This is a genomic window from Streptomyces sp. NPDC003035, from assembly GCF_042888285.1.
In the GTDB taxonomy this organism is placed as follows: domain Bacteria; phylum Actinomycetota; class Actinomycetes; order Streptomycetales; family Streptomycetaceae; genus Streptomyces.
Genome location: NZ_JBIAPJ010000001.1, coordinates 1369300 through 1392510, shown reverse-complemented (window position 1 = coordinate 1392510; position 23211 = coordinate 1369300). Strand labels below are relative to the sequence as shown.

Here is a 23211-nt window from a genome sequence, read left to right as displayed (position 1 = left end):
AGACTTCCTCCACACCTACAACCACCACCGCTGCCACACCGCACTCGACGGACACCCGCCGATCAGCCGTGTCAACAACGTTGCAGGTCAATACACCTAGGCCGTTTCGTTTGGATCACCGTGCGGACCAGAGGAAGATGCCCGCGATGTGGAGTCCGGCCAGGTAGATGGTCGCGGTCTTCTCGTAGCGGGTGGCGATGCCTCGCCACTGTTTCAAGCGGTTGATGCAGCGTTCCACGGTGTTGCGCTGCTTGTATGCCTCGCGGTCGAAGGCTGGTGGCCTGCCGCCTCGGCTTCCGCGCCGCAGGCGGTGGCCGCGTTGGTCGGCCGGAACGGGGATGACCGCCCGGATCCCGCGCTTGCGCAGGTGCTCGCGGATCGCGCGGGAGGAGTACGCCTTGTCGGCCAGGACCACGTCCGGCCTGGTGCGGGGCCGTCCTCGCCGTCGAGGAACGCGAAGGCGGGCCATGACGTGAGCGAAGGCGGGTGCGTCACCGGCCTGTCCCGCGGTGAGCGAAGGCCAGTGGCCGGCAGTGGGCATCGGAGGCCAGGTGGATCTTTGTGGTCAGTCCGCCGCGGGACCGGCCGATGGCGTGGTCTGTCGGTTCGCCTGTTGGGGCCCCTTTTTGCGGGCCCCGGCCGCGTGCTGGTGTGCGCGCACGACGGTCGAGTCGACCGAGACGGCCCAGTTGAGGTCTTCGTCGGCGTCTGCCTGAGCGACCAGCGCGGTGAACACCCGCTCCCAGCTGCCGTCGATGGCCCACATCCGTAGCCGGTTGTAGACGCCTCGCCAGTTGCCGTACTTCTCGGGGAGGTGGGTCCACTGCGATCCCGTCTGGAACTTCCAGGCGATCGCGTCGATCACCTCTCGGTGGTCCCGCCACCGGCCACCCCGCCGCGGCGTCCGATCTGGGAGTAACGGCTCGATTCGCGCCCACTGCGCGTCAGTCAACGGCACGCACGAACAACGACCGGCGGGGCTGGTTGGAACGGTGCAGCTGTCAGGCGGTCGGCCCAGTGCGGAGCCGCCGCACGTCCCGCACGAGCGTGTACGAAGCGCTGAGGAAGATCACGGCTACAGCCACGAGCCAGAGGACCGACGCCCCAGAACGGTACTCACGAACGGCAAGAACGAGCAGCATCATGCTGGCAAGGACGCCGAAGGCCGAGATCAGAGCGCTGATGCGGTGAGTCACACCGACATCATCAACGACAACCTCGGCCAGCGGAAGTGATCCAAACGAACCGGCCTAGCGGTGACGGCGACCGCACAGCGTCATTGCACACGGGCACGGGAAGGCAGATGAACCGCCGGGAGGACTATCGCCCCCCCGGGCCGCGTGCTTCCAGCGTGACGGCCCGGCTTCTCGAATCTTCCGGCGGACACCGACTCCGGCCGGTGAACGCCACAGGAGGGGTGGCCGGGACGTCGCCCGCCGTTGCCCGGCGGAGAGGATGGAAGTATTCCGCGACGTTGTCGCCTTCTACGAAGATGCTCTGGGCCTGCCCATCCTCGCCCGCTGGCGGGGGGGTGGGGGGGGACGGCCACGCGGGATACGACGGTGTCCTGATTGGGCTGCCGGGCGCGCCTGTGCACCTGGAGATCACCCAGCACGGCAGCCCACCGGTCATCCCTCAGCCACACCCGGAGAACCAGCTCGTGCTCTACATGCCGGGTCCGGAAGCGGTGGCTGCCGCGACCTCGCGACTCGTCGCCGCCGGACACCGCCCGGTGCGGGCAGCGAACCCGTACTGGCCGGATCGCGGGTGCGTCTGCTTCGCCGACCCGGACGGATGGGTCATCGTCCTCGCGCCCTGGGTCTTCGGCGTGAACCCGCCCCCTTCACCACAGCCCGCTTGACGACCACCAGATGCGAGTGAACCGGTACTGATTGTCTTCCCCCGCAGCGCCATCAGGTCGATCGCCTCCCGGCGCCCGGCCCCGGCAACTGCTCCACTTCGGGCGCGAGCCGCGCGGTCTGGACGTCGTCTAAGTGTGGTCCCTAGCCGCTGGGCGATCTTCTCCTGGGTGGCCCCGGTGGTGACCATCACCTCGCAGACCGCGCGCTCCTCCATCGAGGCATCCGCCAGGATGATGCCCAGGGTCTCCTGCAGCACGGTCTGCTCCTCGGGGTCGGGAACGTTCCCGGAACGCCGGAGCGTCCTGGCCGCCGTCGAGGGCTGGCGGTGGGTCGCCGGGGATGCCGCCTCACTCCTCGGCCTGCTGCTGGGCCTCCAAGCGGCGGGCATCTCTGACCGCTCGCCACCACTCAGGCGGGGGGCAGGGGTTGGCAGCCACGTCGAAGCCCGGGACGAGCTTGATCTCCACGTGTAGGTAGTAGTCCAGTTTCTGGATCACTGCGGTCTGGAAGAGCCGGTGCCATTCCTGAGGGTCTTCGACGATCTCCAGGGCCTCCCAGTCAGGCGTGGAGACGACGACCGTCACGAGACCTGAGCGGATGGTGATGGCGAGGATCGGGCACCTGGCCAGCTGTTTCAGTCCGTGCCGGTCGGTGAGGACGTATCTGGCCCACCCTTCGAGCCGGGAGAATCCGGCCCACGTCTCCTCGATCGCCGCTTTGAGGGTTTCGCGGGTGGGCGTACGCCCCTCGGTAGCTGCTTCGCTCCACAGCTGGTGGATCCGTTCGTGGGCACCGTCGAGGTGGCTGTCTCGGTCGGTACTGGGGACGCTGTCGGCCAGGACGAGCCCGATAGCGATCGCCACGGGCATGCTGGGGAGTTCGGTTCCCGTGAGCGTCTTGTGAACGGTGCTGTGCGGGAGGCGGGCACGCTCGCCGATGTCACGAACCGACATGTTCTCTCCGGCCTGCAGGTGCAGGTTGTGCAGGAGGCGCGCGGCCACGGACCCAGTCGTTGACCGCATCCCCGGTGACGTAGTCGCCCCGCTCGGTTGCGGCGACGCGGGACTGCAGGGTGCCGGCGACCGTGAGCGCGCGAAAGAACGCTCCGTCGGAGTTCGAGATGCGCCAGAAGCGGGCCATGGCGTCGGGGTCCAAGGCCTCATCACCGATGGTTGCCGCGTGCTCCTCCTCGGCGCGCTGCATGATGAACTCGCACAGCGCTTGAACGTCCTCGGCGGCGGGCACGGTGATGGCCATCGAACGGCTCCCCTCGTCCGGGCCGCTCACCAAAAGCATCCTCGTATAAGGGAAACCATATGAGGGCAGAGCGGCTCTTCTTCGACAGATGAGCTGGGATGTTGGTCGGATCGCCGCGACATATCCGGCCACTGGCTTTGTTCATGAGCACGGACAGCAGATGTTCACCAGTTTGGGAGGCATGAAAAGCTCGGACCTGTTCGATTGCCCGTAGGCGTTGAGACCGGTCGCGTGGGGCTAGACGGCCTCCGCGCGCTCGTGTGGGTGAAGAGCGGAGCGGTTCCGGTTCGTCGTCAGGCCGCGGCGGGATGATCGAAGTCTGTCGGAGACGAATGAGCTGAGGGGTTCCGCGATGGACAACCAAGAACGCACCCAAATGGCCAATCTGGTGGTCGGCGGCCCTGTGGCGGTGAACAGCTACGACAAGGGGATCACGGCGGCGCTGACCGAGAACAAGCCGGTCATGCTCGTCCACGCCTTCAACGGCGGCTACCTGCGACCCATCGAGCTGAACGGGGACAGCCACGACAAGGGGGTCCGGCTGGCCACCACCCTCGACCCGGCCACCACGGAGGCCCAGGGCCACCTGTGGTACATCACTCCCGCCGGCTTCTTCGGGCAGCGACCGCTGTACGTCATCGAGAGCGCCGCGGGCGAGACGCCGACCAAAACCGCCGACGACGGTGCGCCGAAACCCCAGCGCAGGCGCATCTCCGTCCACCAGGAAGCCCCGAAGAGCACGGCCGACACCGTCCAGCTCGGCCTCCCCGACAAAGTGGGCGACAAGTGGCGTGGGAAAGGCGATTCGCCCGAGGACACTCAGCTGTGGGTCGTCACGGTGACGCCGTGGGGCGGGATCACCTTCGTGCCGATCACCCACCCCGACGCCATCCTCGGGTTCAAGGACCACGCGGTGGCGGCCGACAGCGAGGTGCGTCTCACCTACAACTGGGGTGGGGACTTCACCGGGACGGTCATCAACACGTTCTACCCGCGGCTGCCCGAGGAGTGGAACGTGCCGTACCACCACGTCTTTACCTGATCGGTGGTCACCGCCGCGCCGCACGCTGCCACGGCCGCCGCGCTCATCACTACCGAGCGTGGCGGCGACCTCCCACCCCGCCCTGGTCCACTCCGCGTCAGGTGTTCGGACGACCTCTCCCGGCCGGAACCGGGGCGCCCTCTCGCAGCCGATCAGACGAACGCGATCGCACATGCGGTATCCCCTTGATCGGGAAGCTCGCCCAGTCACCGTTCGAACCACTCCAGCCTTCTCGTGCTGCCCGAAGTGGGGTTCTGGCTCAGCTTCTGTGGAGCATCCACGTTCCGTAGCTGTTGATCTTCGTAATGGCTCTCGCTCAATTGTCCTGAAATGCCTCTTGGCTGCCGTGTCGTACCTGAGAGTTCGGGGCTGTGAACGAAGTGCTGCTGCGGCTGGAAGAGCTCCTGTTCTTGTCGGAACCTGAAGTCGCGGTGATGTCAGTGGAGGACGACGGCGAAGCGATCTGGATTGGCATCACCCGCAGGTCTGCTGGTGCTGAGTGTCCGGGCTGTGGAAGGTGGTCGAACCGGCTTCATGGGTCCTACCTGCGGTTTCCTGGTGATCTACCCAGCGCGGGAAGGCGTGTGGTGCTGCGCCTGCAGGTCCGCCGGTTCATCTGCGCGGACACCTCCTGTGGAAGGCAGACCTTCGTTGAGCAGATCCCGGGACTGACCCGCCGTCACGCTCAGCGGACTGACCGGCTGCGTTCGGCCTTGGCCGAGGTGGGTCTTGCGTTGGCCGGCCGCGCTGGAGCCCGTCTTGCAGACGTCTTCGGTATCTCCGCCAGCCGCAGCACGGTGCTTCGGTTGGTCGATGCGATGCCTGACCCTCAGCCGTCGGCCCCGCGGGTGGTGGGTATCGACGAGTACGCGATGCGCAAGGGCCGTATCTACGGGACTGTGCTGGTCGATGTCGAAACAGGCAGGCCCGTGGATCTGCTGCCGGACCGTGAGGCAGCCACTGTCGCTGCCTGGCTTGCTGAGTGTCCCGAGGTCGAGGTCGTCTGTCGCGACCGTGCCCCCTTCTTCGCCGAAGGCGCCAGCACCGGGGCTCCCACCGCGGTGCAGGTCGCAGACCGTTTCCATCTCTGGCGCAACCTCGGCGAAGCCACCGAGCGATGCGTATCGCGCCATCGCACCTGTCTGCGAGCGCCATTCACGGTTCCCGGCTCCGAGAGCGTCGCTGCACCACCGGCTTCCGAAGCTGGCGCGTCGCCGTGGCCGACGGGACACCGCTTCGCCGATCGAACCCGCGAGAAACACGCCATCGTGCACGGAATGCTCGGCGAAGGACTGAGTCGGCGGGCGGTCGCCCGCGAACTCCGGATGACCTACCGAACCGTTCAGCGCCTGGCCGACGCGGCAAGCCCGGAAGAACTCTTCCAAGGACAGTGGCAGAACCGCAGAACGAAGCTCGACGACTTCAAGCCGCTCTTGCACGAGCAGTGGGCCGGGGGCTGCACGAATGCCTGGACTCTCTGGAAGGAGATCCAGAGCCACGGATACGCAGGCGGATACGGTGCCGTCCGTGCCTACCTTCGTCCCTTTCGGGACGCCGTGCCGGAGGGTCGGCCGACGTCCCCCAGGACCGTGGCCGGGTGGATGCTCACCCACCCTGACGCCCTGCCGGAGAGGGAGCGACTGAAGCTGAAGTCCGTTCTGGCCCACTGCCCCGAGCTGGACGCCCTCGCCGGGCACGTCCGTTCCTTCGGGCGGATGCTCACCCAGCTCCAGGGAGAACGGCTCCCCGAGTGGATTGCAGCGGTCCGAGCCGACGACCTGTCCAGCATGCACACCTTCATCAACGGCCTCGAACGCGACCTTGCGGCCGTCACTGCTGGCCTGACCCTGCCCTGGAGCTCGGGCGTCGTAGAAGGCCACGTCAACCGGATCAAGATGATCAAGCGGCAGATGTATGGTTGAGCTGGCTTCAAACTTCTGCGCAAGCGGGTACTACTCGCCTACTGACCTCGCTGTCAGCGGCCAATGCGACGATCCCCAGGCAGCCACGCGAGGAGAGACATAGGTACCTGGGACATCGGCCCCTTCGACAACGACACCGCCGCCGACTTCGGCGGTGACCTGGACGAGGCAGCACTGGAAGAACGCGAAGCCATGATCCGGGGCGTGCTCAAGCGTGCCGCCGGGCCTGCGGACTTCCTGGGCATCTACGACGGCGAGCGGGCAGTGGCCGCGGTGGCCCTGGTCGTCGCCCAGCATCCTGACGGCGATCCGGCGTGTTCGAACTATGGCCCATCAGAGCCGCTACCGGAGTTGCCCGCAGAGTTTCGAGTGCTCGCCGTCGACGCCCTGGACCAAGTGGTCTCCGACCGGTCTGAACTCGCCGAGCTGTGGGCCAAAGCTGCGAACTGGTCGAAGTGGCGTCAGGACATCACCCGCCTCCGCGACGTCCTTGACCCTCCGATCCCGCCACAAGAGGAAGCTCTCTTCGAGATCTAGTCAGTGACCCACAGTCACGGACCATAGAACTTGAGCCAGAACCCATTCTCGTGAACAGAGCCAGTGTCGGTGGCCGTGTCAGTGGAACAGCAGGGAGGCGTCGCCGGCGGCGGTGCTGACCGAGCCGGGGCAGAGGAAACTGCCGGAGGTCTTCGTCGCGGTGAACGCCTGGTTCACGTACTTACGGGTGGTGCCATCGCGGTTCCACAGGACGTTCGTCGCCTTGTAGCGGCAGGAGATGCCGCTCTGCTGTCCCGTGATGTCGATGACGTCGGCCTTCGCCCTGCCGGCCGCGTCGTCGAAGGTGACCGCGGGGTTGTTGTTGAGGACGGCGGTGATGCTTCCGCTGCAGCTGAGGTTGCCGCCCGGCTTGTTGATGGTGGAGCGGTCGATGGTCAGCGCGGCGGGCGGGTTGAAGATCACCGCCAAGGGCAAGGGCGACCGAGTGGATTCACTGGCAGTCCGGCACCGCCCAGCTGCTGCCTCGGCTGATCGCCCGCCGCATCTGCGGCCCGCTGTTCCTCACCGGCCGCCGGGCCCCGGCCGGGACGCCGACTGGACGTCTGTCCGGAGACGGGCCGGGCCCGGCTGTCCTACCGGAGGGCAGAGGAGATCTTCGAGGAGAAGACCCGGCTGCCGGCCAATCCGCTCGCCTCGCCCGAGGGCATCGAGGACCTGGATGGCTGGACCCTGCACCGGCTCCGCCACAGCGCCCTCACCCACGATGCCGAGGACGGCACCTCCACCCCGTTGCTGCTCGCCCGCTCCTGCCACGCCTCTGTCCGCTCCTTGGAGCGGTACGCCCGCCCCGGCGTTGACGCAGTCGCCTGGCACGTTGCCCAGCGTCATCCTGCCGCCCGCCGACGGGGTGAATCGGCCCGGCGGAGGTCTTCTTCCCGGTGGCGTTTTCGCTGTTCACAGCCTCAGAGCCGGTACCAGTATCCGTAACAGCGGAAGCGGTGGTGACGGCTTCGCGTACCCGCTCGCGGTCGGCCCGGCGTGCCCGGTAGGCGGTGACCTGCCGCAGCGAAGGTTGAGTGTTCTCATCGAACATTGAGCGCAATCGGGGCGGCGCGGTCGGCGGTCATGGCCTGCGCACACCCGACCGAGGCGGTCGCCGCGGGTGTCCTCGTGCTGGGCGAGCCCGTTCAACGCGGCTGCCGCCGGGAGTGGCGCCGATCCGGCCGGGCAGTGTGCCGGCGGTCTGTCGGCCCCGTCGTCAGCTCCGGCTCAACCGCCGCGCGATGGCCTCCAGCAGCTCATCCAGCGCCGCCTCGCGTGTCCGGCCCTTTGGTCGGGCCAGCGCTACCCGGCTCGATGAGACCCCGCGGACTGGACGGAACACCACGTCCGGGTGGGAGTAGAAACGGGCCGTCGACGCCGGGGCCAGCGCTACGCAGCCGGCAGCCACCGCTCCGAGCCACTCGTCGGGCCGGCTGGTGACGGCGCCGACCCGGACGGGGTGCCCTTCCCGCTCCTCCGTCGCCAGCCAGTGCTCCCTCCAGGCTCCGGTCTCGGTTCCGGCCGCGACGAAGGGCTCGTCCCACAGCTCCCGGAACTCCACCGTCCCGCTGTTCGCCAGCGGGTGTCGAGCCGGCAGCAGCACCCCACGCTCCTCGACGAACAACTCCCGCACGTTCAGCCCCTCCTGCCCCGGAAACGGCAAACGCACCACTGCCGCATCCACTTCGCCCCGGGCCAGGCCGGCACTCGGGTCCAACCAGTCGAACTGACGCAGTTCCACCCGCCACTCCGGCTGCGCCTGGCGGAACTCGGCGATGACCTCGTGGACGGCGCCCACGGCGCCCGCGTCCAGGAAGCCCAGGCGCAGCACCCGCGCCGCCCGGCCGGTTGCCTGGACCGCCTCGTCCCAGCCGTCCAGCAGTGCGGGAACCCGCGCGGCGAGCTCTCGACCGGCCTCGGTCAGCGCCATCCCGGACCGCGAACGCGCGAAGAGCGGTACCCCGAGATCGCCCTCCAAGCGCCGGATCTGCTTGGTCAGCGCGGGCTGCGAGACGAACAGTTTGTGCGCCGCCCCGGTCAGGCTGCCCTCCTCCGCCACTGCGGCGAAGTACCGAAGCAGGCGCGTGTCCACATCCATGCCACCAGGTTATAGAAGCAGGTATTGGCCGATGCCGAAGTGCTCGCGGACCCTGAAGGCATGACCGGTACCCACCTCGCATACCTCGTCGTCACCTTGTTCACCGCCGCTGTCAATGTCGGGATCGCCGCAGCCGACCTCGCCGGGGCGCGCTTCGTACTGGCCAACTCGGCTCAGGTGGGTGTGCCCCGATCCTGGCTGCCCTGGCTGGCCGCCCTCAAGCTGGCTGGTGCGGCGGGCCTCCTCCTCGGCCTCTTCGACGCGGCACTGCGCCCCCTCGGTGCTGCCGCGGCCTGCGGTCTCGTCCTGCTCTACCTGGGCGCGCTCGCCTTCCATCTGCGCGCCCGCGTGCTCCACAACCTCGCGTTTCCCGGTTTCTACTTCGCCACCGCCGTCGCCTCGTTGGCCTTGACCGTGTCCTTCTGATGGCGGCACCGCTCAACGTTCGATCCGCGGAACCAGTCAACGAGGGCGCGGACGGCGCCCGAGAGGATGCCGCTGACCGCATGTGTCCTGACCTTGTGTCGGATCGGTCTGCTGGCCGGCTCGGCTTCCACTCTCAGGGCCATGTCGAGGCGCTCTCCGAGTTGCGACGAGCAGGCAACCGGTTCCGATCTACCTGGTCTACGTGTCCGCCGGGACGCCGACCCTGGACGAAATGGCCGCCCTGCTCACTGTCCTGACACGTATGGAGGCCGGAGAATGTCCTGTTCGGAGGGCGTTATCCAGTCAAAAGATTGACGCGAACCTGACAATTCAATATCGCTGTGGGATCCTCCATGACGCAACGCACCCGGATCCGCGCGACTCCGCCTGTCGGACGCGGACGCGGGCTCCCCTCGCACCCCCACAAGGACGTGGCAGAAGGAGCGACATGAGGTACCTATCGAAACTCTCGTGCGTCACCGCCCTGATCATCGCGGCCGTCGCCGTGGCATCCACGGCGGCGACGGCGTCAGGACCCACCGCCGAACAGCGGGTCGACGGCGTGATCGTGGTCGCGGGCAACACCTGCACCTGGACCAACGCCCGGACGAGCGCGAACCCGCCCGCCGCGCTGACCATCGACCGCTCCACCATCAACAAGCCGGGCGGCAACCTCAGCTGCAGCGGAAGCATCACCGCCGTCCTCAACAACAACCCCGCGGTCACCTTCGACGACGCGGCCGGCAGGGCGAAGGCCGACGTCATCGACATCACGGGACAGCAGAGCGGCATCTCCTGCCGCTACAAGGCGACGAACGTCCTGTGGAACCGCGATGGCACCACCCGTAAGTACGTGAACCAGGCGTTCACCGCGACGAAGACCTCCGGCAGTTTCCTCTGCCCCGGCTCGGTCAGCACCGCCGCCGGCGACGCCTCCCTGCTGTTCCACTGACACGGCCACCGACACCGACACCGATACCACGCCGCCGCCGACAGCACCCTGTCGGCGGCGGCGCTCGTGCGTGACGTACGGGGGCGAGGCGGGATGAGGCAGGCTGTCGCCGATCATGCGGGCTCCCTTACAGTGCGTGCGCGGCGACAGGCCGCTCGAAGGGCGCCTCAAAGGGGAACTCCCCCTCAATCGGGCGTCCCACGAGCGACTGGTCAAGGCCGTGCTCGGGTGGACCGGCGACCCCGCCTAGCACACCCGTGGACCTCCAGGCCGCCCGTGCGTTGGCCGGCGACGTCCGCCGGGCGTGCGGGCGGCGCCCGACTCGCCGAGGCCGTGCCGGGCCTGGACGACGGCGTATGGCCGATGCAGGAACGTTTCCCACTGCTCGCGAGCGTGAACCTCATCAACCCTCGCGATACGGGCCCCCCGGCAGGGGGACCTACCTTGCCGACGTCCGCGCCGACGTTCTGTCGGCTGACAAGGAAGGTATGTCCATGCGGGGAATGACAGTGACGCTCGCAGCGCTGGCAGCGGTCAGCGCCGGCGCGATCACGGCTCCGGCCGTGGCGACAGAGCAGGGCTCCAGGCAGGCACCGGGGGAATTTCTGCTGCAGAGCTGGGGAAACGCGTCCTGCCTCACAGCCCTCGGGCCGGGCAAAGTCGTCGTGACCGAACGATGCACCGACAACGACAACGCCATGGTGTGGCGCCTGATCGGCCGGGCCGACGGGTTCTACAACATCCAGAACAAGCAGGACGGAACGTGCCTGGATGCCGATGAGCGTGGCGGCGCCGTCTACACCCGCAGCTGCCAGCTGGACAATACGTTCCAACGCTGGCAGATCCAACCGAGCGCCACCGATCGGCAGATCTACAACAAGGCGAACAACTCGTGCCTGGACTCCGGCGGTAACCAGGGTTCAGACGTCTATGACAGGGACTGTGACAGCTATAACGCCTACCGGCGTTGGCAGGTCAACCCCGCGTAGCCCCCGTTGGTACAGCCCCCTCTATGAGATGGGAGCCGCCGCGACGGCTCCCATCCGCGGCGGGAGAAGGACGATGCCCACCCCGGCGGACCGAGCTGCGGGCGACCTTCGACCAGCCGACCGGCATCCGTGGAATCGGAGCGGAACTCGCGCCCGCGCTCGTGCCGGCCCGCCAGCCGGCCGGGCGACGGGCCAGACAGCGCACCCGATGACCGGCCGCCAGGAGTTCGGGGACGAGCCGGCCGACGGTGGCCGGGCTCGGCGGCGTCCGTGCGCGAGGTCATGGAGGAAGCCACATCGCGCCCGCAATCGCGGCACATCGCGGGCACGGCCGGCCGAGAGCCTCCCGGTTGCGCCATGTCGCACGACGTCAGGTTCGCGTACCGCGCCGCATGGGCACCTCGTAACCGCCGCGCCCGGGCAAGTCGGGCGTGTGGCGAACGGCTGAGTTCAAACTCAGTCCAGTTCGAGGATGTTGCGGATCTTCAGGTCCTGCCGGTCCACCTGGTACTCGACGCGTGTCCCGTCTGCGTTGCTCCACTGGAATGTGGCGATCACGAACACGCTGTCCTGGGTCGTACGGCCCTCGTCCGTCTTCGTCACGAACGACACGGGCACGTTCTGGGCCCGGAAGACGCCGTCCGCGCTGTTCTTCGCCTCCCACTCGGCGAGCTGCGGCTGGTACTGGAGAATGACGTAGTCCTTCTTGGCCTTGAGCTTTCCGGCGGTGTCGTTGTTGTCCGCTGCCGCCTTGTACTCCTTCAGGAAGGCGTCCACCTGCTGCTGCGGCGACTTCGCCCCCTTGCCGTCGCTGCTGCCGCTCGGTGACGGCTCGGCCGCGGCAGGCGTCGACGCGGAGGTCGTCGGCGACGGCGCACCGGACGAGTCCGCGGACTCGCCGGGGCCGCACGCGGTCACGGCGAGGACACTCGCGGCGGCGACCGCAATCGTCACGAGGGAATGAAGGCCGCGCTTGCGGCGCGCCGTGCTGGCGAACATGGGATCTCCTGAAGTGATGGCGGCCGTCGGTCGGCGTTTGATGGCCGCATGCGGATCATCAGACGTGGTCATGCCAGATCCTGGTTCCAGGCCGAGGTCTCGAGTTGATCACGTGTGTCGGCTTGTGCGTACGGCTACGCCCACCGCATCCCGATCTCGGACAGCTGCTCCATCCGCTCCGGCGACAGCGTCGCGGCCCTGCTCCGCTGATGCTGACCCGTGCCCCCAGCTTGTGCCCCCGCTCCGCCTGGTCCTCGCCGACGATCCGCTCGACGGCACCGCCCTTCTCACCGGGGGCGGCCCGTTCCCGCGATCCGGGCGCTGGCGTCGAGGAAGAGGCGCTCGCGCACCTCGTAAATGCGGGCGTCCGTCAGTGCCAGGCGACGTGCTTCGAGTTGGCGGAGGAGCGGCTCGATGGAGACACAGCCGACTGAGTGGCGTCGCCGGGCTACGAGATGAACCGTCTCGGGCGGCCGAGCCCCAGGGGCAGCCCTACGATGGGCTGGTGCCCGAGACACTGCACCTCGTGGGTGTTGAGCTCTTCGATGTTCACCGGCTCCGCCTGACGGAAGCCGGAGCGCCGCGGCTGTCTGCCGAGGGCGAATTGGCCAGGGACCGTGTGTGGAACCGGGCGGTCGAGGCAAACCCGGGCCTCTTCGACGCTCCGGTGGTGGCGTGCGCGGGCGTTGAGTGGGAGGACCCGCACGCTCTGCTTCTGTCCTGGGCGCGCGTGACCTATCGGCACTACGCCCTGCGCCGGGTGCCCGGCAACACCGCATGGCTGCCGTCGCTGTTCGTGAACGTCGTCCAGCCCACGGACGACGGGCGCGTGCTGGTGGCGAGGATGTCGTCCTCAACCGCTGCTCCGGGCCGCTGGCAGCTGCCCGGCGGCTCCGTCGAGCCGCCCGAGGAACAAGAGACCCTCGACGAGGTCGCGCTGCGCCGCAACGCTGCCCGCGAGCTGGCCGAGGAGACCGGTCTCGACACCGGGGCCGAGGACCTGACTCTGTGGGCGGTGACGCGCGGCGAGAACCGGAGCATCGGCCTGTCCTTCCTCGCCCCGCCCCGACCCGAGGCTGAACTGCGGGAACGCTTCCAGACCGTGACGGCCGCCGAGAAAGCCCAGGGACGCGAGCCCGAGCTGGACCGGATCGCTCTGGTCCGCTCAGCGGCTGAGCTCGCGGAGCTGAAGGGCCCGCACGCGGACTACCTGGAGCCGATCGTGACCCGCTTCACGGACGCGTAGCTGTACGACAACGCCCGAGGTTCGGGGACGCCCTACCGGCCGCAGGGATGTGGAACGGTCAGACGCGGCCGAGGAAGTCGCGGGCGCGTTCGTCGAGTTCGGCGGCGCACCGCAGGCCGCGGGCACGGAAGCGGGCCAGATCGGAGCGCATCCGTGTGACGGCCTTGCGGGTGCGGACGGACCGTACGCCGTCCATGTGGTCGATGGCGCGGTGCGGCGTAGGTTCCGACGGGGCGGGCCGCGGCGGCGAGCGTGTACTGCTCGGCGGCGGACCGGTGGTCGCCGAGCGTCTCGTGGACCTTGGCCTTGCGGGAGTGGACCGAGGCGGTCGGGGTCCCCAGGCCAGGGCCCAGAACGGGATGTCGTCGCCGGGGGCCGTGGTCAGCAGGACGCGGGCGTGCTCGGCCTCGGCGAGCGCGGCTCGGCGCTTCCGTGTGTCTCCCCCGTCGCACCGGCTCATCCGGCGCGGCCCTGAAGTCCTGGCTCAGACACCAGCCCCAAAAATGGGCGCAGGGGTGTCAGCGGCGCTGCGGGCCCGCGAGCTGAGCGAACTTTTGCGCCAGGGCCACCCCGGGGGAACCTGGAGTTGTCCGCTCCGGACCGGTCCAGGCTCGCCGGACTCCTCATCACCATGGGCGCGCTGGGGGACCGCGTCGGCCGGCGCAAGCTGCTCCTCAGCGGCGCGGCGCTCTTCGCGCGCACCGCTGGACGAGCACACCGCGGGCCGGGCACGGGTTGGGACCTGCACGAGTACCGCATTCCGGCCCGACCCCTCTTGGTGAGGCCGGGGCCAGTCTGCTGATGCTGATGGCGAAGTCACGGCACAAGAAGACGAGAACGTCCGCCGCTACGTCAAGCCGTCTCCGGAGGCGATCGCCGAGGTGACCAGCCTGCTCGCGCCGGGCAACAGCAGGCGCTGAAACCGCTCAGCCTGTCCAGGAGAGTCGTATGAGCTCGGGCGCCTGCGGCTCACCGGAGCACGACCGTGACGCCGCACCGTTCGAGGAGCCGCACGATGTCCTCGAAGTAGGAGAGCCCGTCCTCCGGATCCTCCACAACGACCGCCAGCGCGCGGCGCGCGATCTCGGAGTCGTGCCAGGTCAAGGTGAAGGGAGGGGCCACTCCGAACCCACCGCCCAGACAGTCCTTGAACGCGTTCCACTCCCGGCCGACATAGCGGCCGGGCCCGAGCAGGGCCTCGGCGATCGCGCAGTGCAGTCCGGGAACGTCCGTGACGAATCGGCCGTCGAGATGGTGCTCACCGCCGGACCGATCCGGCCGGGGCGCGGGCACCCGCCAGGCACGAGTAGTGAGGTCCAGCCACGCGGCCCTGCCCTGTGAGTCGTACGGCGCCCACAGGTTGGGCTCGGTAGGCGAGCCCTGGTACCGCTCCGCCCAGATCGGGCGGGCTGCCGGCGATGGCCGATCGTCGCCACCATCGGTGAGGGTGATGTCGACGAGAGTGCCGCCGAGCACGGACGGTCGCGCTCCGGTGATGGCCAGGCCCACGGAGCGGGAGGCCATCACGGCACCATGACGATCCAGAACCAGGAGGTAGGCCCAGTCCCGCTCCGACCGACGAGGTCGCCGCAGCGCCGCGAGCAGGGGCTCCGCAGGCTCGCAGCCGATCAGCTCCATCGGAACGGGGGCCGGGTCCACTCGCGCCTTGAACAGGCCGTCCACGACGGAGCACCGGCATGCACTTGCCGCAGCGACCGCTCCTTCGCCGGTGGGACCAGTCGGAGAAGCTGCTGGGCGAGCCAATGCCGCTCCTGTTCCAGCGGCGCCACAACTCCTCCTGCGGCCCCCTGAACGAGACCACCGGCTGCCGCGGCCCCGCGTGAGCGAGAAGAGGGATATACCGGCCCGCCTCGAGGAGGCCCCGGCGGCGGGCTGGCCACGAGGATCCCTCTGGTCTGTGACGGGCAGGGTGTACGGGCTGGGCGCCGGTGCGGGGGTTTCACGCATCCTCGTGACCCGGGATGTGCCGTAGACCGCCGTTGCTGCACAGGAGCTGACCATTGATCCAGCCGCCCTCGGGAGAACAGAGAAAGCCAACAAGACGGGCACACTCGCCTGGCGTGCCCAGCCTGCCCAGCGGGGTGGCCTTGACGAGGGTCTCCCGCACCCGGTCGGTCATCCAGCCCGTGTCGACCGGGCCCGGATTGACGACATTGGCGGTGACGCCGAGTGCGGCCAGTTCCTGGGCGGCTGCCAGGGTGATCCGATCGAGGGCGCCCTTGCTCGCCCCGTAGGGCAGGTTCCCGACCGTGTGGTCGCTTGTCAGGGCGATGATGCGGCCGCTGCCGTACGGTCCGGTGAAGCGCTCGGCGTAGGCCTGGATGAGGAGCCAGCCGGCCCGGGCGTTGACGGCGAAGTGCCGGTCGAAGCTCTCGACGCTGGTGTCCAGCAGGCCGGAGGCGACCGACTCGGCGTGGGCCAGGACCAGAGCGGTCACGTGCCGGCCGAAGGCTGCCTCGACACTGTCGACCACTGTGGCAGCGGCGGCCGGCTCGGAGAGATCGGCCTCCAGGAAGACGGCTCGGGCACCGGTCTCGGCGACCCGTGCGGACAGCCACTCCGGGGCGCCCGCGTCCCTTCCCCAGGGCGTCCTCGAGTCGTACGGCGTCCAGTAGGTGAACGCCACGTCCCATCCCGTTTCCGCCAGGCGCGTGACGATGGCGGCGCCGAGTCCACGTCGCCTGCCGGCTCCCGTCACCAGCGCCACAGGCCGCGGTCCTTGTTCTGGCGGGGAGAGACGTTCATTGATCGACGTCGGGGGCGACATGAGGCGTCCTCGCGGACTGGGAGGGCTTCGGCTGGCGGGCGGGTACGGCGACGGCGGGCTTCCCTCCGCTGAGCAGCGTCGTCAGGTCCCGTCTCGAGTGGTGCACCGCGAGGAGATTCGGACCGAAGAACCTCTCGTCGAACAGCGTGTAGGGCCGGAAGTCGACGCGCCGCGGCATGATCTTCCCCACGCGGTAGCCAAGAGGGCTGAGCAGGTCGTACAGGCGATACAGGAGTGAGCCCGAGAGGATCGCGGCGTAGCCGTACTCGAACTGGACGGCCGCCACCCTGCCGTCGCGCAGGGCCTGTTGGAATCCCTTCAGGACTTCCAGCTCGGCGCCCTCCGTGTCGATCTTCAGGAGATCCACGGTCTCGATGCCGTGCGCGGTCAGGTAGTCGTCTCCCCGGAGCACGGGCTCCTGTCGCCATTCGAAGTACGCGTCGTGTGGGTAGTCGTACAACGAACTCAGTTCGTCACGTCCCGGGTAGTACTTGACCCGTCGGGTGCCGGACCGGTCTGCCAGCCCTGCTTCGGCCACCACGATGCCCGTCCGTTCAGCCGCGAGGCGATGAAGTCGGCGTCGTACGGGCAGTACGAGTTCGAAGCAGTGCACCGTGGCCCCGGGGCACGCGTCGAGGGCGGTCAGGGCCCAAGCTCCGCGGTTGGCACCCACATCGAACAGGACGGGGCCGCCGGAGCGCTGGTGTACCGGGCCGCCGGCCCGGCTCAAGCACCGCAGGACGCGCTCTTCGCCGTTCGTCGCCGGGCAGTGGTCCTCGGTGTGGAGCACGGAGAGGGCGCCGTACACCGCGTTGCGGGCCGCGCGCACGATGCGGGCGTCGGGATGCGTGCGCACCCACTCACGCAACGCCCGGTCCGCACGTGGCGGCAAGCCGCTGGGCCGGACAGCCGGGAACTGCTGTGCCTGCGGACTCACGGCGTACCCCCGGTGCCGGTGCCGGTGCCGGAGTCCGGGTCGGATGCCCGGATCGCCGTCCTGATGGTGCTGACCGTCTTCCGGAAGCCACGGAAGCGCGTCACGGTGTAGATCCACAACCCCGTCGCGGCGGCGGCCGGTACGGCGACGAGGACGACCGAGCGCTCGCCGCCGACCAGCATGACCACCACGTACCCGCAGATCATGAGCGGCGGCGTGCAGCCGAACAGCAACATGGCGTACACATCGGCTGCCGCGCTGGTCTGCACGTGCACCCTGCCCTGCGGGGCGGCCGTGCCGTACAGCGCCCGCTGCGTCGTCCCACCGCCGGCGTCGATCCTCCGCAGGAAGTGTTCCCAGCGCAGGACGGGGCGGTGGACATCCGTGCTGAGCTGCGGGCTGAGTTCGAGGGCGATGTAGCCGGCGATCTTGTGCACCTGTCCGGCGTGGTCCACCCAGAACAGCCACAGGAAACTGGAGGCGGCCGCGAGGCCCAGCAGGACGTCGGGGAGCCTGGTCATCACGGACAGACCGGTGCCGAGCGCCGCGAGCTGGAGCGTGATGAGGGCGTAGGCCAGATTCGTACGGTTGTTGATCTCCTGACGGAGATTCTGAAATTCGGTGACGTCGATCTCTTCGGGCGTGGGCGGAGCACCGCTCATCCCACGTCTCCCGAGTCCCCCGAGTCCCCCGAGTCCCCCCGGTGTCCCGAGTCGCCCGTGAAGCCGCCCGAACGGACCGCCGTGTACATGTTCTCGAGCCGGCCCGCGTACGCGTCGATCCCGCAGCGCCGCGCCGTCTCCAGTCCGCCGGCGACGACCCGACGGCGCAGCCCCGCGTCGTCGTCCAGCAGACGCAGTGCGGCATGCGCCAGGGCGCCGCTGTCGCCGCGCGGCACGACCAGTCCGTTGACCCCGTCGACGACGGTCTCGACCAGGCCTCCCGAGTCGGCGACGACCACCGGCCGCTCGGATGCCATGGCCTCCAACGGGACGAGCCCGTACGGCTCCTCCCCCGTCGTCGGGTACCAGACCAGATCACAACCCCGGTACGCGTCACCCATCGCCAGCGGCGGGAAATCCTGGAACAGGACGTGCCCGGCCACTCCGGCGTCGGCCGCGTACCGTGTCAGACGCCGCCTGAGGCCGGAGACGACCGCCGACTCGCCGATGATGTCGTCGCCCGAACACAGGACGAGGCTGCCGCGGCCCAACCGGCTGCGTACGTCGACGAAGGCCTCGAGTCCGATGTCCACTCCCTTCCACGGGAGCGGCCGTGCGGGATGGAAGATGACGGGGCGTTCGAGTCGGTCGAACGCCCCGTGCCGGGTCCCCTCCGAGGCGAACCTTGACACGTCGATGCCCAGCGGCAACGTCACGGACGGGGCCCGGCTCGGGAGGGAGGCGCGCAGGAAGTCGCTGACGTACAGCAGGAGGTTCCAAGGCAGGTCCATCACATCGCGGAGCACGTGCTCTCCGGTGTGGTCGTGGACGCTGTTGAGCACGACCGGTTCCGTACGCCCCGCCTGTCCGCGCGCATCCACGGCAGCCAGGACGCCGTGCGCGAGCTGTGGCCCGTAGTGATGCGCGTTGTGCAGGTGCACGACATGGGGCTGAATCGAGTCGAGGAGTTTGCGTACGACGGCTTCGATCGACCGGAGATGGACGGCTCGGCCTTCGGTACCGGCACGATGAACCCTGAGGAGTTCCTCCGGCCGTAGCAGGGGGCGTCGGTGCACGGGCACGCCCTCCCACGTCTCGTCCGACTCCTCTCCCCCGACCAGACACAGGATCTCGTGGCCTCGCCTGCGCAGTTCCCTCGCCAGGTCGGCCAGGTGTGTCTCCACCCCTCCCCATGTGGGAGGGAAGGCATGAGCCACCATCATGATGCGCACGCGACGGCCTCTCGATTTCGAATGACGTCCGTTGCTTGGACGAGTCGCATGCCCGACCGGCATGGGTCTGGCGCGGCGACTCTTCGACGGTCGGGTCCACACGGCGCCGGCCTCCGGCGACCGGATCCCGGCCTCGACCGTGGATCAGCGTGTCAAACAACCAGGACGGACGCCAGGAAGACGATCGCCGACGCGCCGACGAGGTCGAACAGGTACGACCGGCGGGGGCCCTTCCCAGCAGATCATCCTCCGTACGTCTGCCCACGGAAGCGCCCCTCGCAGCGCCGTCAGCACCTGCCCGAGGCCCCGGGGCTGCGCGGGCCCGGACGAGGATCCGGCGATCCGGCGGTTCGTGGGCGGGGCCCGTTCGACGGCTTCACGACCCGAAGTCACACAACCCGCTGGCCACAGACCTGAAACGGTGACCTGCGAAGTCCGGGCCTAGATGGCCCGGAGCCGACCGTGGGGCCGGCGGCGGAGTTGGTCTACGGCCTGGGCCGTTCTCTCGTCCGCGGGGAGGAAGACGACCAGTTGTTGGGCGTCCGAGGAGAGGTCGAGCGTCTCGCGGAGCAGCTGAAGTTCGCAGCCGGAGGGGTGGTTGAGGCGGAGAGCTCCGCGTCGCGGAACCACGTGACGGTTCAGGCGGCGCGTGAAGTCGGGGCCGGCGATGGGCGCGAGTTCTGTGGTGAACCATTCGGAGTTCTCGACGGATGGTCCGAGCCACAGGTCGAAGGCTTGCTCGTCCGCGACGTCGTCCCAGTCGGCGAAGAACGTCCGGGCGCGGGGGTCGGTGAAGACATAGCGGGTCAGGTTCGGGGTGTCGGCGTCGAGCAGTCCGGTTCCGCTCGTCACCGACTCGTATGCACGGGTGTAGGCGAGGACGTCGCCCAGCCGGTTGGTCACCATGGCGATCCCCGGTTCAAGGAGGCGGAGTGTCTCCAGGATGGATGGGCGGACGTCGCGGGGCGGTGGTGCCGGCTGGGTGTGGGCGGAACATTCGCCGCCGGTGATCTTTGCGAGGTAGCGCAGGTGGTTGCGCTCCGAGGGGTCGAGGCTGAGCGCATCGGCGAGGGCGTTCACCACCGCGACCGAGGGATTGCGGTCACGGCCCTGTTCCATGCGGGTCAGGTATTCGACGCTGATGCCGGCCCGCGCGGCGAGATCTGAGCGCCGTAGCCCAGGTGACCGGCGGCGGCCGTGATCCGGCAGTCCCAGCGATTGCGGCTGGATGCTGTCGCGCTTGGCCCGGATGAAATCTCCCAACGGCGTACCCATGACCTGAGCATATGGCGCTGCCCGCTGATCGCGGAGTGCTGAGGGTGGCCCTGTGGGGGCCAGCCTGAGCACGGTCTGGCTGAAGCCACCGTGCGGTCTGATTGTGGTGGGCATGAACAACAACAAGCACAAGCTGGTGGTCATCGTCGGAAGCGTCCGGGAAGGACGGTTCGGCCCGGTCGTGGCCTCGTGGGTCGCCGAACAGGCCTGCATTTACGGTGCTTTCGATGTGGAAGTCGTCGATCTGGCCGAGATCGACATCCCGTTGGAGCTGCCGGCGGCACCGCCGAAGTTCGCCGGCGACGATTACCCCCGTCCGGCCGGGATGGCGGCACTGACGTCGGCTCTGGAGGGCGCCGACGCGTTCATCGTGGTCACGCCGGAGTACAACCACAGCTATCCCGCGTCTTTGAAGGCGGCCATCGACTGGCACTTCACCCAGTGGACGGCCAAGCCCGTCGCCTTCGTCAGCTACGGTGGTGCGGCAGGTGGCCGGCACGCGGTGCTGCACCTGGAGAACGTACTGACCGAGTTGCACGCGGTGACGATCCGCGATGGCCTCGCCTTCCCGAACTACTTCACGGCGTGGCAGGACGGTCGTCCCCTCGACCCTGAGGCCCCCGGGTACGCCAAGACGCTGCTCGAGCAGTTGGCCTGGTGGGCGGTCGCGCTCCGGTCGGCGCGCGACGCCACTCCCTACCCGGCGTGAGGGCGGCGATGATGGAGTATGTCCCGCTCGGGAACACCGATCTGCAGGTCAGCCGTATCGCGCTCGGCTGCATGGGGTTCGCGGATCCGGTGCACGGGGTCAACCCCTGGACCTTGGACGAGCAGGCCGCGGCACCCATCTTCCGGCGAGCCGTCGAGCTGGGCATCACCCTGTGGGACACCGCGAACGTCTACGGCGGCGGAACATCGGAGGAGATTGTCGGCCGCGCCGTGCGGACGTACACGCGGCGGGAGGAGGTCGTCATCGCCACCAAGGTGGGGCTCCCGATGCACGACGGCCCCGCGGGCTCGGGGCTGTCACGCAAGGCGATCCTCGCTCAGGTCGACGCCTCGCTCACGCGCCTCGGCACGGACTACATCGATCTCTACCAGGTCCACCGGTTCGACCCCAGGACTCCGGTCGACGAGACGATGGAAGCCCTCCACGAGGTGGTGGCGGCCGGGAAGGTCCGGTATATCGGCGCCTCGTCGATGTGGGCGTGGCAGTTCGCCAAGATGCAACACTCCGCGACGCATCACGGCCACACGAGGTTTGTGTCGATGCAGAACCAGTACAGCCTCGTGCAGCGCGAGGACGAGCGGGAGATGTTCCCGCTCCTCGCCGACCAGGGCGTCTCCAGCCTGCCATGGTGCCCACTGGCCAAGGGGCGCTTGGCCCGGCCGTACGGACAGGTGACCGGCCGCTCGGCGAGCGATCCCATCGGACAGCGGTTCTTCGGTGACGTCGATCGGCCGATCGTCGAGGCCGTTCACCGAATCGCGGCAACGCGTGAGGTCCCCATGGCTCAAGTCGCTCTCGCATGGGTCCTGGACAACCCCACCGTCGCCGCGCCCGTCATCGGAGCGACCAGTTCATCCCACCTGGATGACGCGGTGGCCGCGCTGGCTGTGCAGCTCGACAAGGCCGAGATCGGTGATCTGGAGAGCCGGTACACGCCCCGTCAGCCAACCGGGTTCTGAAGGACGGCTTCCTGTGGTCGGGGGGTGAGATTTACTGGTGAGCTCGCGTATTCGACTGTCGCCGGTTCCCCGCGGAATCCAGCCGGCGGGTGACCGTGAGTGGTCGCCGGGGGCGTCGGCGACGACGGGGGCGGGCATGTCAACAACACCTACCGGGTGACGGTGGCGGGGCAGGAACGGCCGGTGATCCTCCGGGTCGCCCCGGAGGCCGCCCGGAGACCCCACCATGATCATTCCTGCGGCGTCGGCGTGCCTCCGTCGCCGTCATCGCTCCCCGTGTCCTGCTCGTCCCTGAGCGGCATGAGAGCGATGCACTCCGCGTCGAGCTGGTCGGCCAGTTCGCTCAGTACCTGGGCCAGGGTGAGTACGGTCCGCGGGTCGAGATCGGTGTCGCCGATCTCCCTCGACCGCAGCCAACCGGCCGCGACGCCCCGCATGAGGCCGGTGACCTGCTCCGCGGGGATCAGCAGCGGGCCGCCCGGGGCGGAGAGCAGGGGAACCAACGCGTTCATGGTGATCCGTCCTTCGCCTGAGCGGGTGGTCAGATGCGGTCCCGGGCCGCAGGAACGTCGGTCCCCGGAGCTTGGGTTCCCGGAACGCCGGACACCCGAATCTCGGTCCCCGGAGCCTGGGCCGTCGCGACCCCGGCCGCGGGAGCCTCGGTCGGCGGGACCCCGGCCGCCGGGACCTCCATCGCCGGAACCTCGGCCGCCAGAGCCTCACCCGAGGATTCCGCGCGGACGATGACGACCGGGCAGGACGCGTGCGTGGCGCATTGCTGGCTGACGGAGCCCAGCAGGAGGCTGGCGAAGCCGCCGCGGCCCCTGCTCCCCACGACCAGCAACTCGGCGCCGGCCGAGGCGGCGATCAGCACCTGGGCGGGGTTGCCCTGCACCACATGCTCCCGTAGGGGTACGCCGTCGGCCTGGACGAGCACGGTCCTGATCTCGTCCGACAGGTCCCGCCGGGCCTGCTCCTGGTCGAACCCGGCATCCACCGCCGGTGCGGCCCACCCCGCGGCCCCGGGCACGTCATAGGCCGCCACCGCGTCCACCGTCGCCCCGATCAGCCGCGCGTGCCGTACCGCCCACCGCAACGCCTCGTGCGACGCGGGCGAGCCGTCGACACCCACGACCACATGGGCGGTCCGGTCGTCGCCGATGCTCATGGCCAAGTCCTCCTCGATCGGTGCGAGCGGGGCCGGACACGGGTCACCGGTCCGACAGTGACCGGCTACCCGGGACCGCGAGCGGTACGCACCACGCATGGGGCGCCACGGGCAGGGCACGCGCGCA

At 68.9% G+C, this 23211-nt stretch carries 25 protein-coding genes and 2 pseudogenes; 11 read left to right on the top strand and 16 right to left on the bottom strand.

Translation table 11 applies throughout. The features are described 5' to 3' along the window. A pseudogene (locus ACFYV5_RS06260) lies at positions 1–100 on the top strand (IS481 family transposase); the annotation flags it as partial. 15 nt (positions 101–115) lie between these two features. Here the strand turns inward: ACFYV5_RS06260 and ACFYV5_RS06255 are convergent. Both ACFYV5_RS06255 and ACFYV5_RS06250 read right to left on the bottom strand, forming a co-directional pair. Continuing rightward, positions 116–958 (bottom strand): annotated as a pseudogene (locus tag ACFYV5_RS06255) (IS5 family transposase). 43 nt (positions 959–1001) lie between these two features. Beyond that, positions 1002–1196, bottom strand: coding sequence for a hypothetical protein (locus ACFYV5_RS06250; RefSeq protein ID WP_389164973.1), 195 nt, complete (start codon positions 1194–1196; stop codon positions 1002–1004). A gap of 107 nt (positions 1197–1303) precedes the next feature. Here ACFYV5_RS06250 and ACFYV5_RS06245 point away from each other — a divergent pair, with 107 nt between their 5' ends. Beyond that, on the top strand, positions 1304–1861 hold the full coding sequence (locus tag ACFYV5_RS06245; protein ID WP_389164970.1) for a VOC family protein: 558 nt from the start codon (positions 1304–1306) through the stop codon (positions 1859–1861). 348 nt (positions 1862–2209) lie between these two features. On the opposite strand, the gene ACFYV5_RS06240 is transcribed toward ACFYV5_RS06245, so the two are convergent. Further along, positions 2210–2815, bottom strand: a complete 606-nt coding sequence (locus ACFYV5_RS06240; RefSeq protein WP_389164967.1) for a hypothetical protein — start codon at positions 2813–2815, stop codon at positions 2210–2212. After that, positions 2802–3119 carry a hypothetical protein gene (locus ACFYV5_RS06235; protein ID WP_389164964.1) on the bottom strand — a complete coding sequence of 106 codons (318 nt, stop codon included), beginning with the start codon at positions 3117–3119 and terminating at the stop codon, positions 2802–2804. The genes ACFYV5_RS06240 and ACFYV5_RS06235 overlap by 14 nt, the downstream gene beginning before the upstream one ends. A 352-nt stretch (positions 3120–3471) precedes the next feature. On the opposite strand from ACFYV5_RS06235, the gene ACFYV5_RS06230 reads away from it, so the two are divergent. The 3 genes from ACFYV5_RS06230 to ACFYV5_RS06220 all read left to right on the top strand — a co-directional run bounded on the left by ACFYV5_RS06230 (position 3472) and on the right by ACFYV5_RS06220 (position 6620). Next, positions 3472–4161, top strand: coding sequence for a hypothetical protein (locus ACFYV5_RS06230; RefSeq protein ID WP_389164961.1), 690 nt, complete (start codon positions 3472–3474; stop codon positions 4159–4161). Between the two features lie 371 nt (positions 4162–4532). Continuing rightward, positions 4533–6083 (top strand): ISL3 family transposase, encoded by a 1551-nt coding sequence (locus ACFYV5_RS06225; RefSeq protein WP_389164958.1) that lies wholly within the window; start codon positions 4533–4535, stop codon positions 6081–6083. 63 nt (positions 6084–6146) lie between these two features. Beyond that, positions 6147–6620 carry a DUF4259 domain-containing protein gene (locus tag ACFYV5_RS06220; RefSeq protein WP_389164955.1) on the top strand — a complete coding sequence of 158 codons (474 nt, stop codon included), beginning with the start codon at positions 6147–6149 and terminating at the stop codon, positions 6618–6620. A 78-nt stretch (positions 6621–6698) separates the two neighbouring features. Here ACFYV5_RS06220 and ACFYV5_RS06215 read toward each other — a convergent pair whose 3' ends face one another. Both ACFYV5_RS06215 and ACFYV5_RS06210 read right to left on the bottom strand, forming a co-directional pair. Next, positions 6699–7055, bottom strand: a complete 357-nt coding sequence (locus ACFYV5_RS06215) for a hypothetical protein (RefSeq protein WP_389164952.1) — start codon at positions 7053–7055, stop codon at positions 6699–6701. A 784-nt stretch (positions 7056–7839) separates the two neighbouring features. After that, on the bottom strand, positions 7840–8721 hold the full coding sequence (locus tag ACFYV5_RS06210; RefSeq protein ID WP_389164949.1) for a LysR family transcriptional regulator: 882 nt from the start codon (positions 8719–8721) through the stop codon (positions 7840–7842). A gap of 60 nt (positions 8722–8781) precedes the next feature. Between ACFYV5_RS06210 and ACFYV5_RS06205 the strand changes: the two genes are divergently transcribed. The 3 genes from ACFYV5_RS06205 (at position 8782) to ACFYV5_RS06195 (ending at position 11088) form a co-directional block, all read left to right on the top strand. Next, the gene (locus ACFYV5_RS06205) at positions 8782–9147 is read left to right on the top strand and encodes a DoxX family protein (RefSeq protein WP_389164946.1); all 366 of its coding nucleotides are present in this window, start codon (positions 8782–8784) and stop codon (positions 9145–9147) included. A 448-nt stretch (positions 9148–9595) separates the two neighbouring features. After that, positions 9596–10099, top strand: a complete 504-nt coding sequence (locus ACFYV5_RS06200; RefSeq protein WP_389164943.1) for a hypothetical protein — start codon at positions 9596–9598, stop codon at positions 10097–10099. A gap of 503 nt (positions 10100–10602) precedes the next feature. Next, positions 10603–11088 carry an RICIN domain-containing protein gene (locus ACFYV5_RS06195; RefSeq protein ID WP_355109294.1) on the top strand — a complete coding sequence of 162 codons (486 nt, stop codon included), beginning with the start codon at positions 10603–10605 and terminating at the stop codon, positions 11086–11088. A 456-nt stretch (positions 11089–11544) separates the two neighbouring features. Here the strand turns inward: ACFYV5_RS06195 and ACFYV5_RS06190 are convergent, their stop codons facing one another. Continuing rightward, positions 11545–12087 carry a hypothetical protein gene (locus ACFYV5_RS06190; protein ID WP_389164939.1) on the bottom strand — a complete coding sequence of 181 codons (543 nt, stop codon included), beginning with the start codon at positions 12085–12087 and terminating at the stop codon, positions 11545–11547. 505 nt (positions 12088–12592) lie between these two features. Here ACFYV5_RS06190 and ACFYV5_RS06185 point away from each other — a divergent pair. Next, positions 12593–13333, top strand: coding sequence for an NUDIX domain-containing protein (locus tag ACFYV5_RS06185; RefSeq protein ID WP_389164936.1), 741 nt, complete (start codon positions 12593–12595; stop codon positions 13331–13333). A 58-nt stretch (positions 13334–13391) separates the two neighbouring features. Here ACFYV5_RS06185 and ACFYV5_RS06180 read toward each other — a convergent pair whose 3' ends face one another. From ACFYV5_RS06180 to ACFYV5_RS06150, 7 genes are all read right to left on the bottom strand, one after another. Further along, a complete protein-coding gene (locus ACFYV5_RS06180) occupies positions 13392–13529 on the bottom strand; it encodes a hypothetical protein (RefSeq protein ID WP_389164933.1) in 138 nt (45 codons plus the stop codon). 773 nt (positions 13530–14302) lie between these two features. Further along, on the bottom strand, positions 14303–15016 hold the full coding sequence (locus ACFYV5_RS06175; RefSeq protein ID WP_389164930.1) for a barstar family protein: 714 nt from the start codon (positions 15014–15016) through the stop codon (positions 14303–14305). 277 nt (positions 15017–15293) lie between these two features. After that, positions 15294–16121, bottom strand: coding sequence for an SDR family oxidoreductase (locus ACFYV5_RS06170; protein ID WP_389164927.1), 828 nt, complete (start codon positions 16119–16121; stop codon positions 15294–15296). Further along, positions 16096–16977: an FkbM family methyltransferase gene (locus tag ACFYV5_RS06165; protein ID WP_389164924.1), complete on the bottom strand. Its 882-nt coding sequence runs from the start codon at positions 16975–16977 to the stop codon at positions 16096–16098. The genes ACFYV5_RS06170 and ACFYV5_RS06165 overlap by 26 nt, the downstream gene beginning before the upstream one ends. Positions 16978–17054: 77 nt before the next feature. Continuing rightward, positions 17055–17720 carry a hypothetical protein gene (locus ACFYV5_RS06160; RefSeq protein WP_355109314.1) on the bottom strand — a complete coding sequence of 222 codons (666 nt, stop codon included), beginning with the start codon at positions 17718–17720 and terminating at the stop codon, positions 17055–17057. Further along, on the bottom strand, positions 17717–18904 hold the full coding sequence (locus ACFYV5_RS06155; RefSeq protein WP_389164921.1) for a glycosyltransferase family 4 protein: 1188 nt from the start codon (positions 18902–18904) through the stop codon (positions 17717–17719). The genes ACFYV5_RS06160 and ACFYV5_RS06155 overlap by 4 nt, the downstream gene beginning before the upstream one ends. Positions 18905–19393: 489 nt before the next feature. Continuing rightward, on the bottom strand, positions 19394–20227 hold the full coding sequence (locus tag ACFYV5_RS06150; RefSeq protein WP_389164919.1) for a helix-turn-helix domain-containing protein: 834 nt from the start codon (positions 20225–20227) through the stop codon (positions 19394–19396). Positions 20228–20339: 112 nt separating this feature from the next. On the opposite strand from ACFYV5_RS06150, the gene ACFYV5_RS06145 reads away from it, so the two are divergent. Both ACFYV5_RS06145 and ACFYV5_RS06140 read left to right on the top strand, forming a co-directional pair. Then, positions 20340–20936 carry an NADPH-dependent FMN reductase gene (locus tag ACFYV5_RS06145; RefSeq protein ID WP_389164917.1) on the top strand — a complete coding sequence of 199 codons (597 nt, stop codon included), beginning with the start codon at positions 20340–20342 and terminating at the stop codon, positions 20934–20936. 11 nt (positions 20937–20947) lie between these two features. Further along, positions 20948–21916 (top strand): aldo/keto reductase, encoded by a 969-nt coding sequence (locus tag ACFYV5_RS06140; RefSeq protein WP_389165103.1) that lies wholly within the window; start codon positions 20948–20950, stop codon positions 21914–21916. A 230-nt stretch (positions 21917–22146) separates the two neighbouring features. On the opposite strand, the gene ACFYV5_RS06135 is transcribed toward ACFYV5_RS06140, so the two are convergent. Both ACFYV5_RS06135 and ACFYV5_RS06130 read right to left on the bottom strand, forming a co-directional pair. Beyond that, positions 22147–22428 carry a DUF6213 family protein gene (locus tag ACFYV5_RS06135; RefSeq protein WP_355109319.1) on the bottom strand — a complete coding sequence of 94 codons (282 nt, stop codon included), beginning with the start codon at positions 22426–22428 and terminating at the stop codon, positions 22147–22149. 29 nt (positions 22429–22457) lie between these two features. Further along, the gene (locus ACFYV5_RS06130) at positions 22458–23084 is read right to left on the bottom strand and encodes a universal stress protein (RefSeq protein WP_389164914.1); all 627 of its coding nucleotides are present in this window, start codon (positions 23082–23084) and stop codon (positions 22458–22460) included. Positions 23085–23211 lie beyond the last annotated feature (127 nt).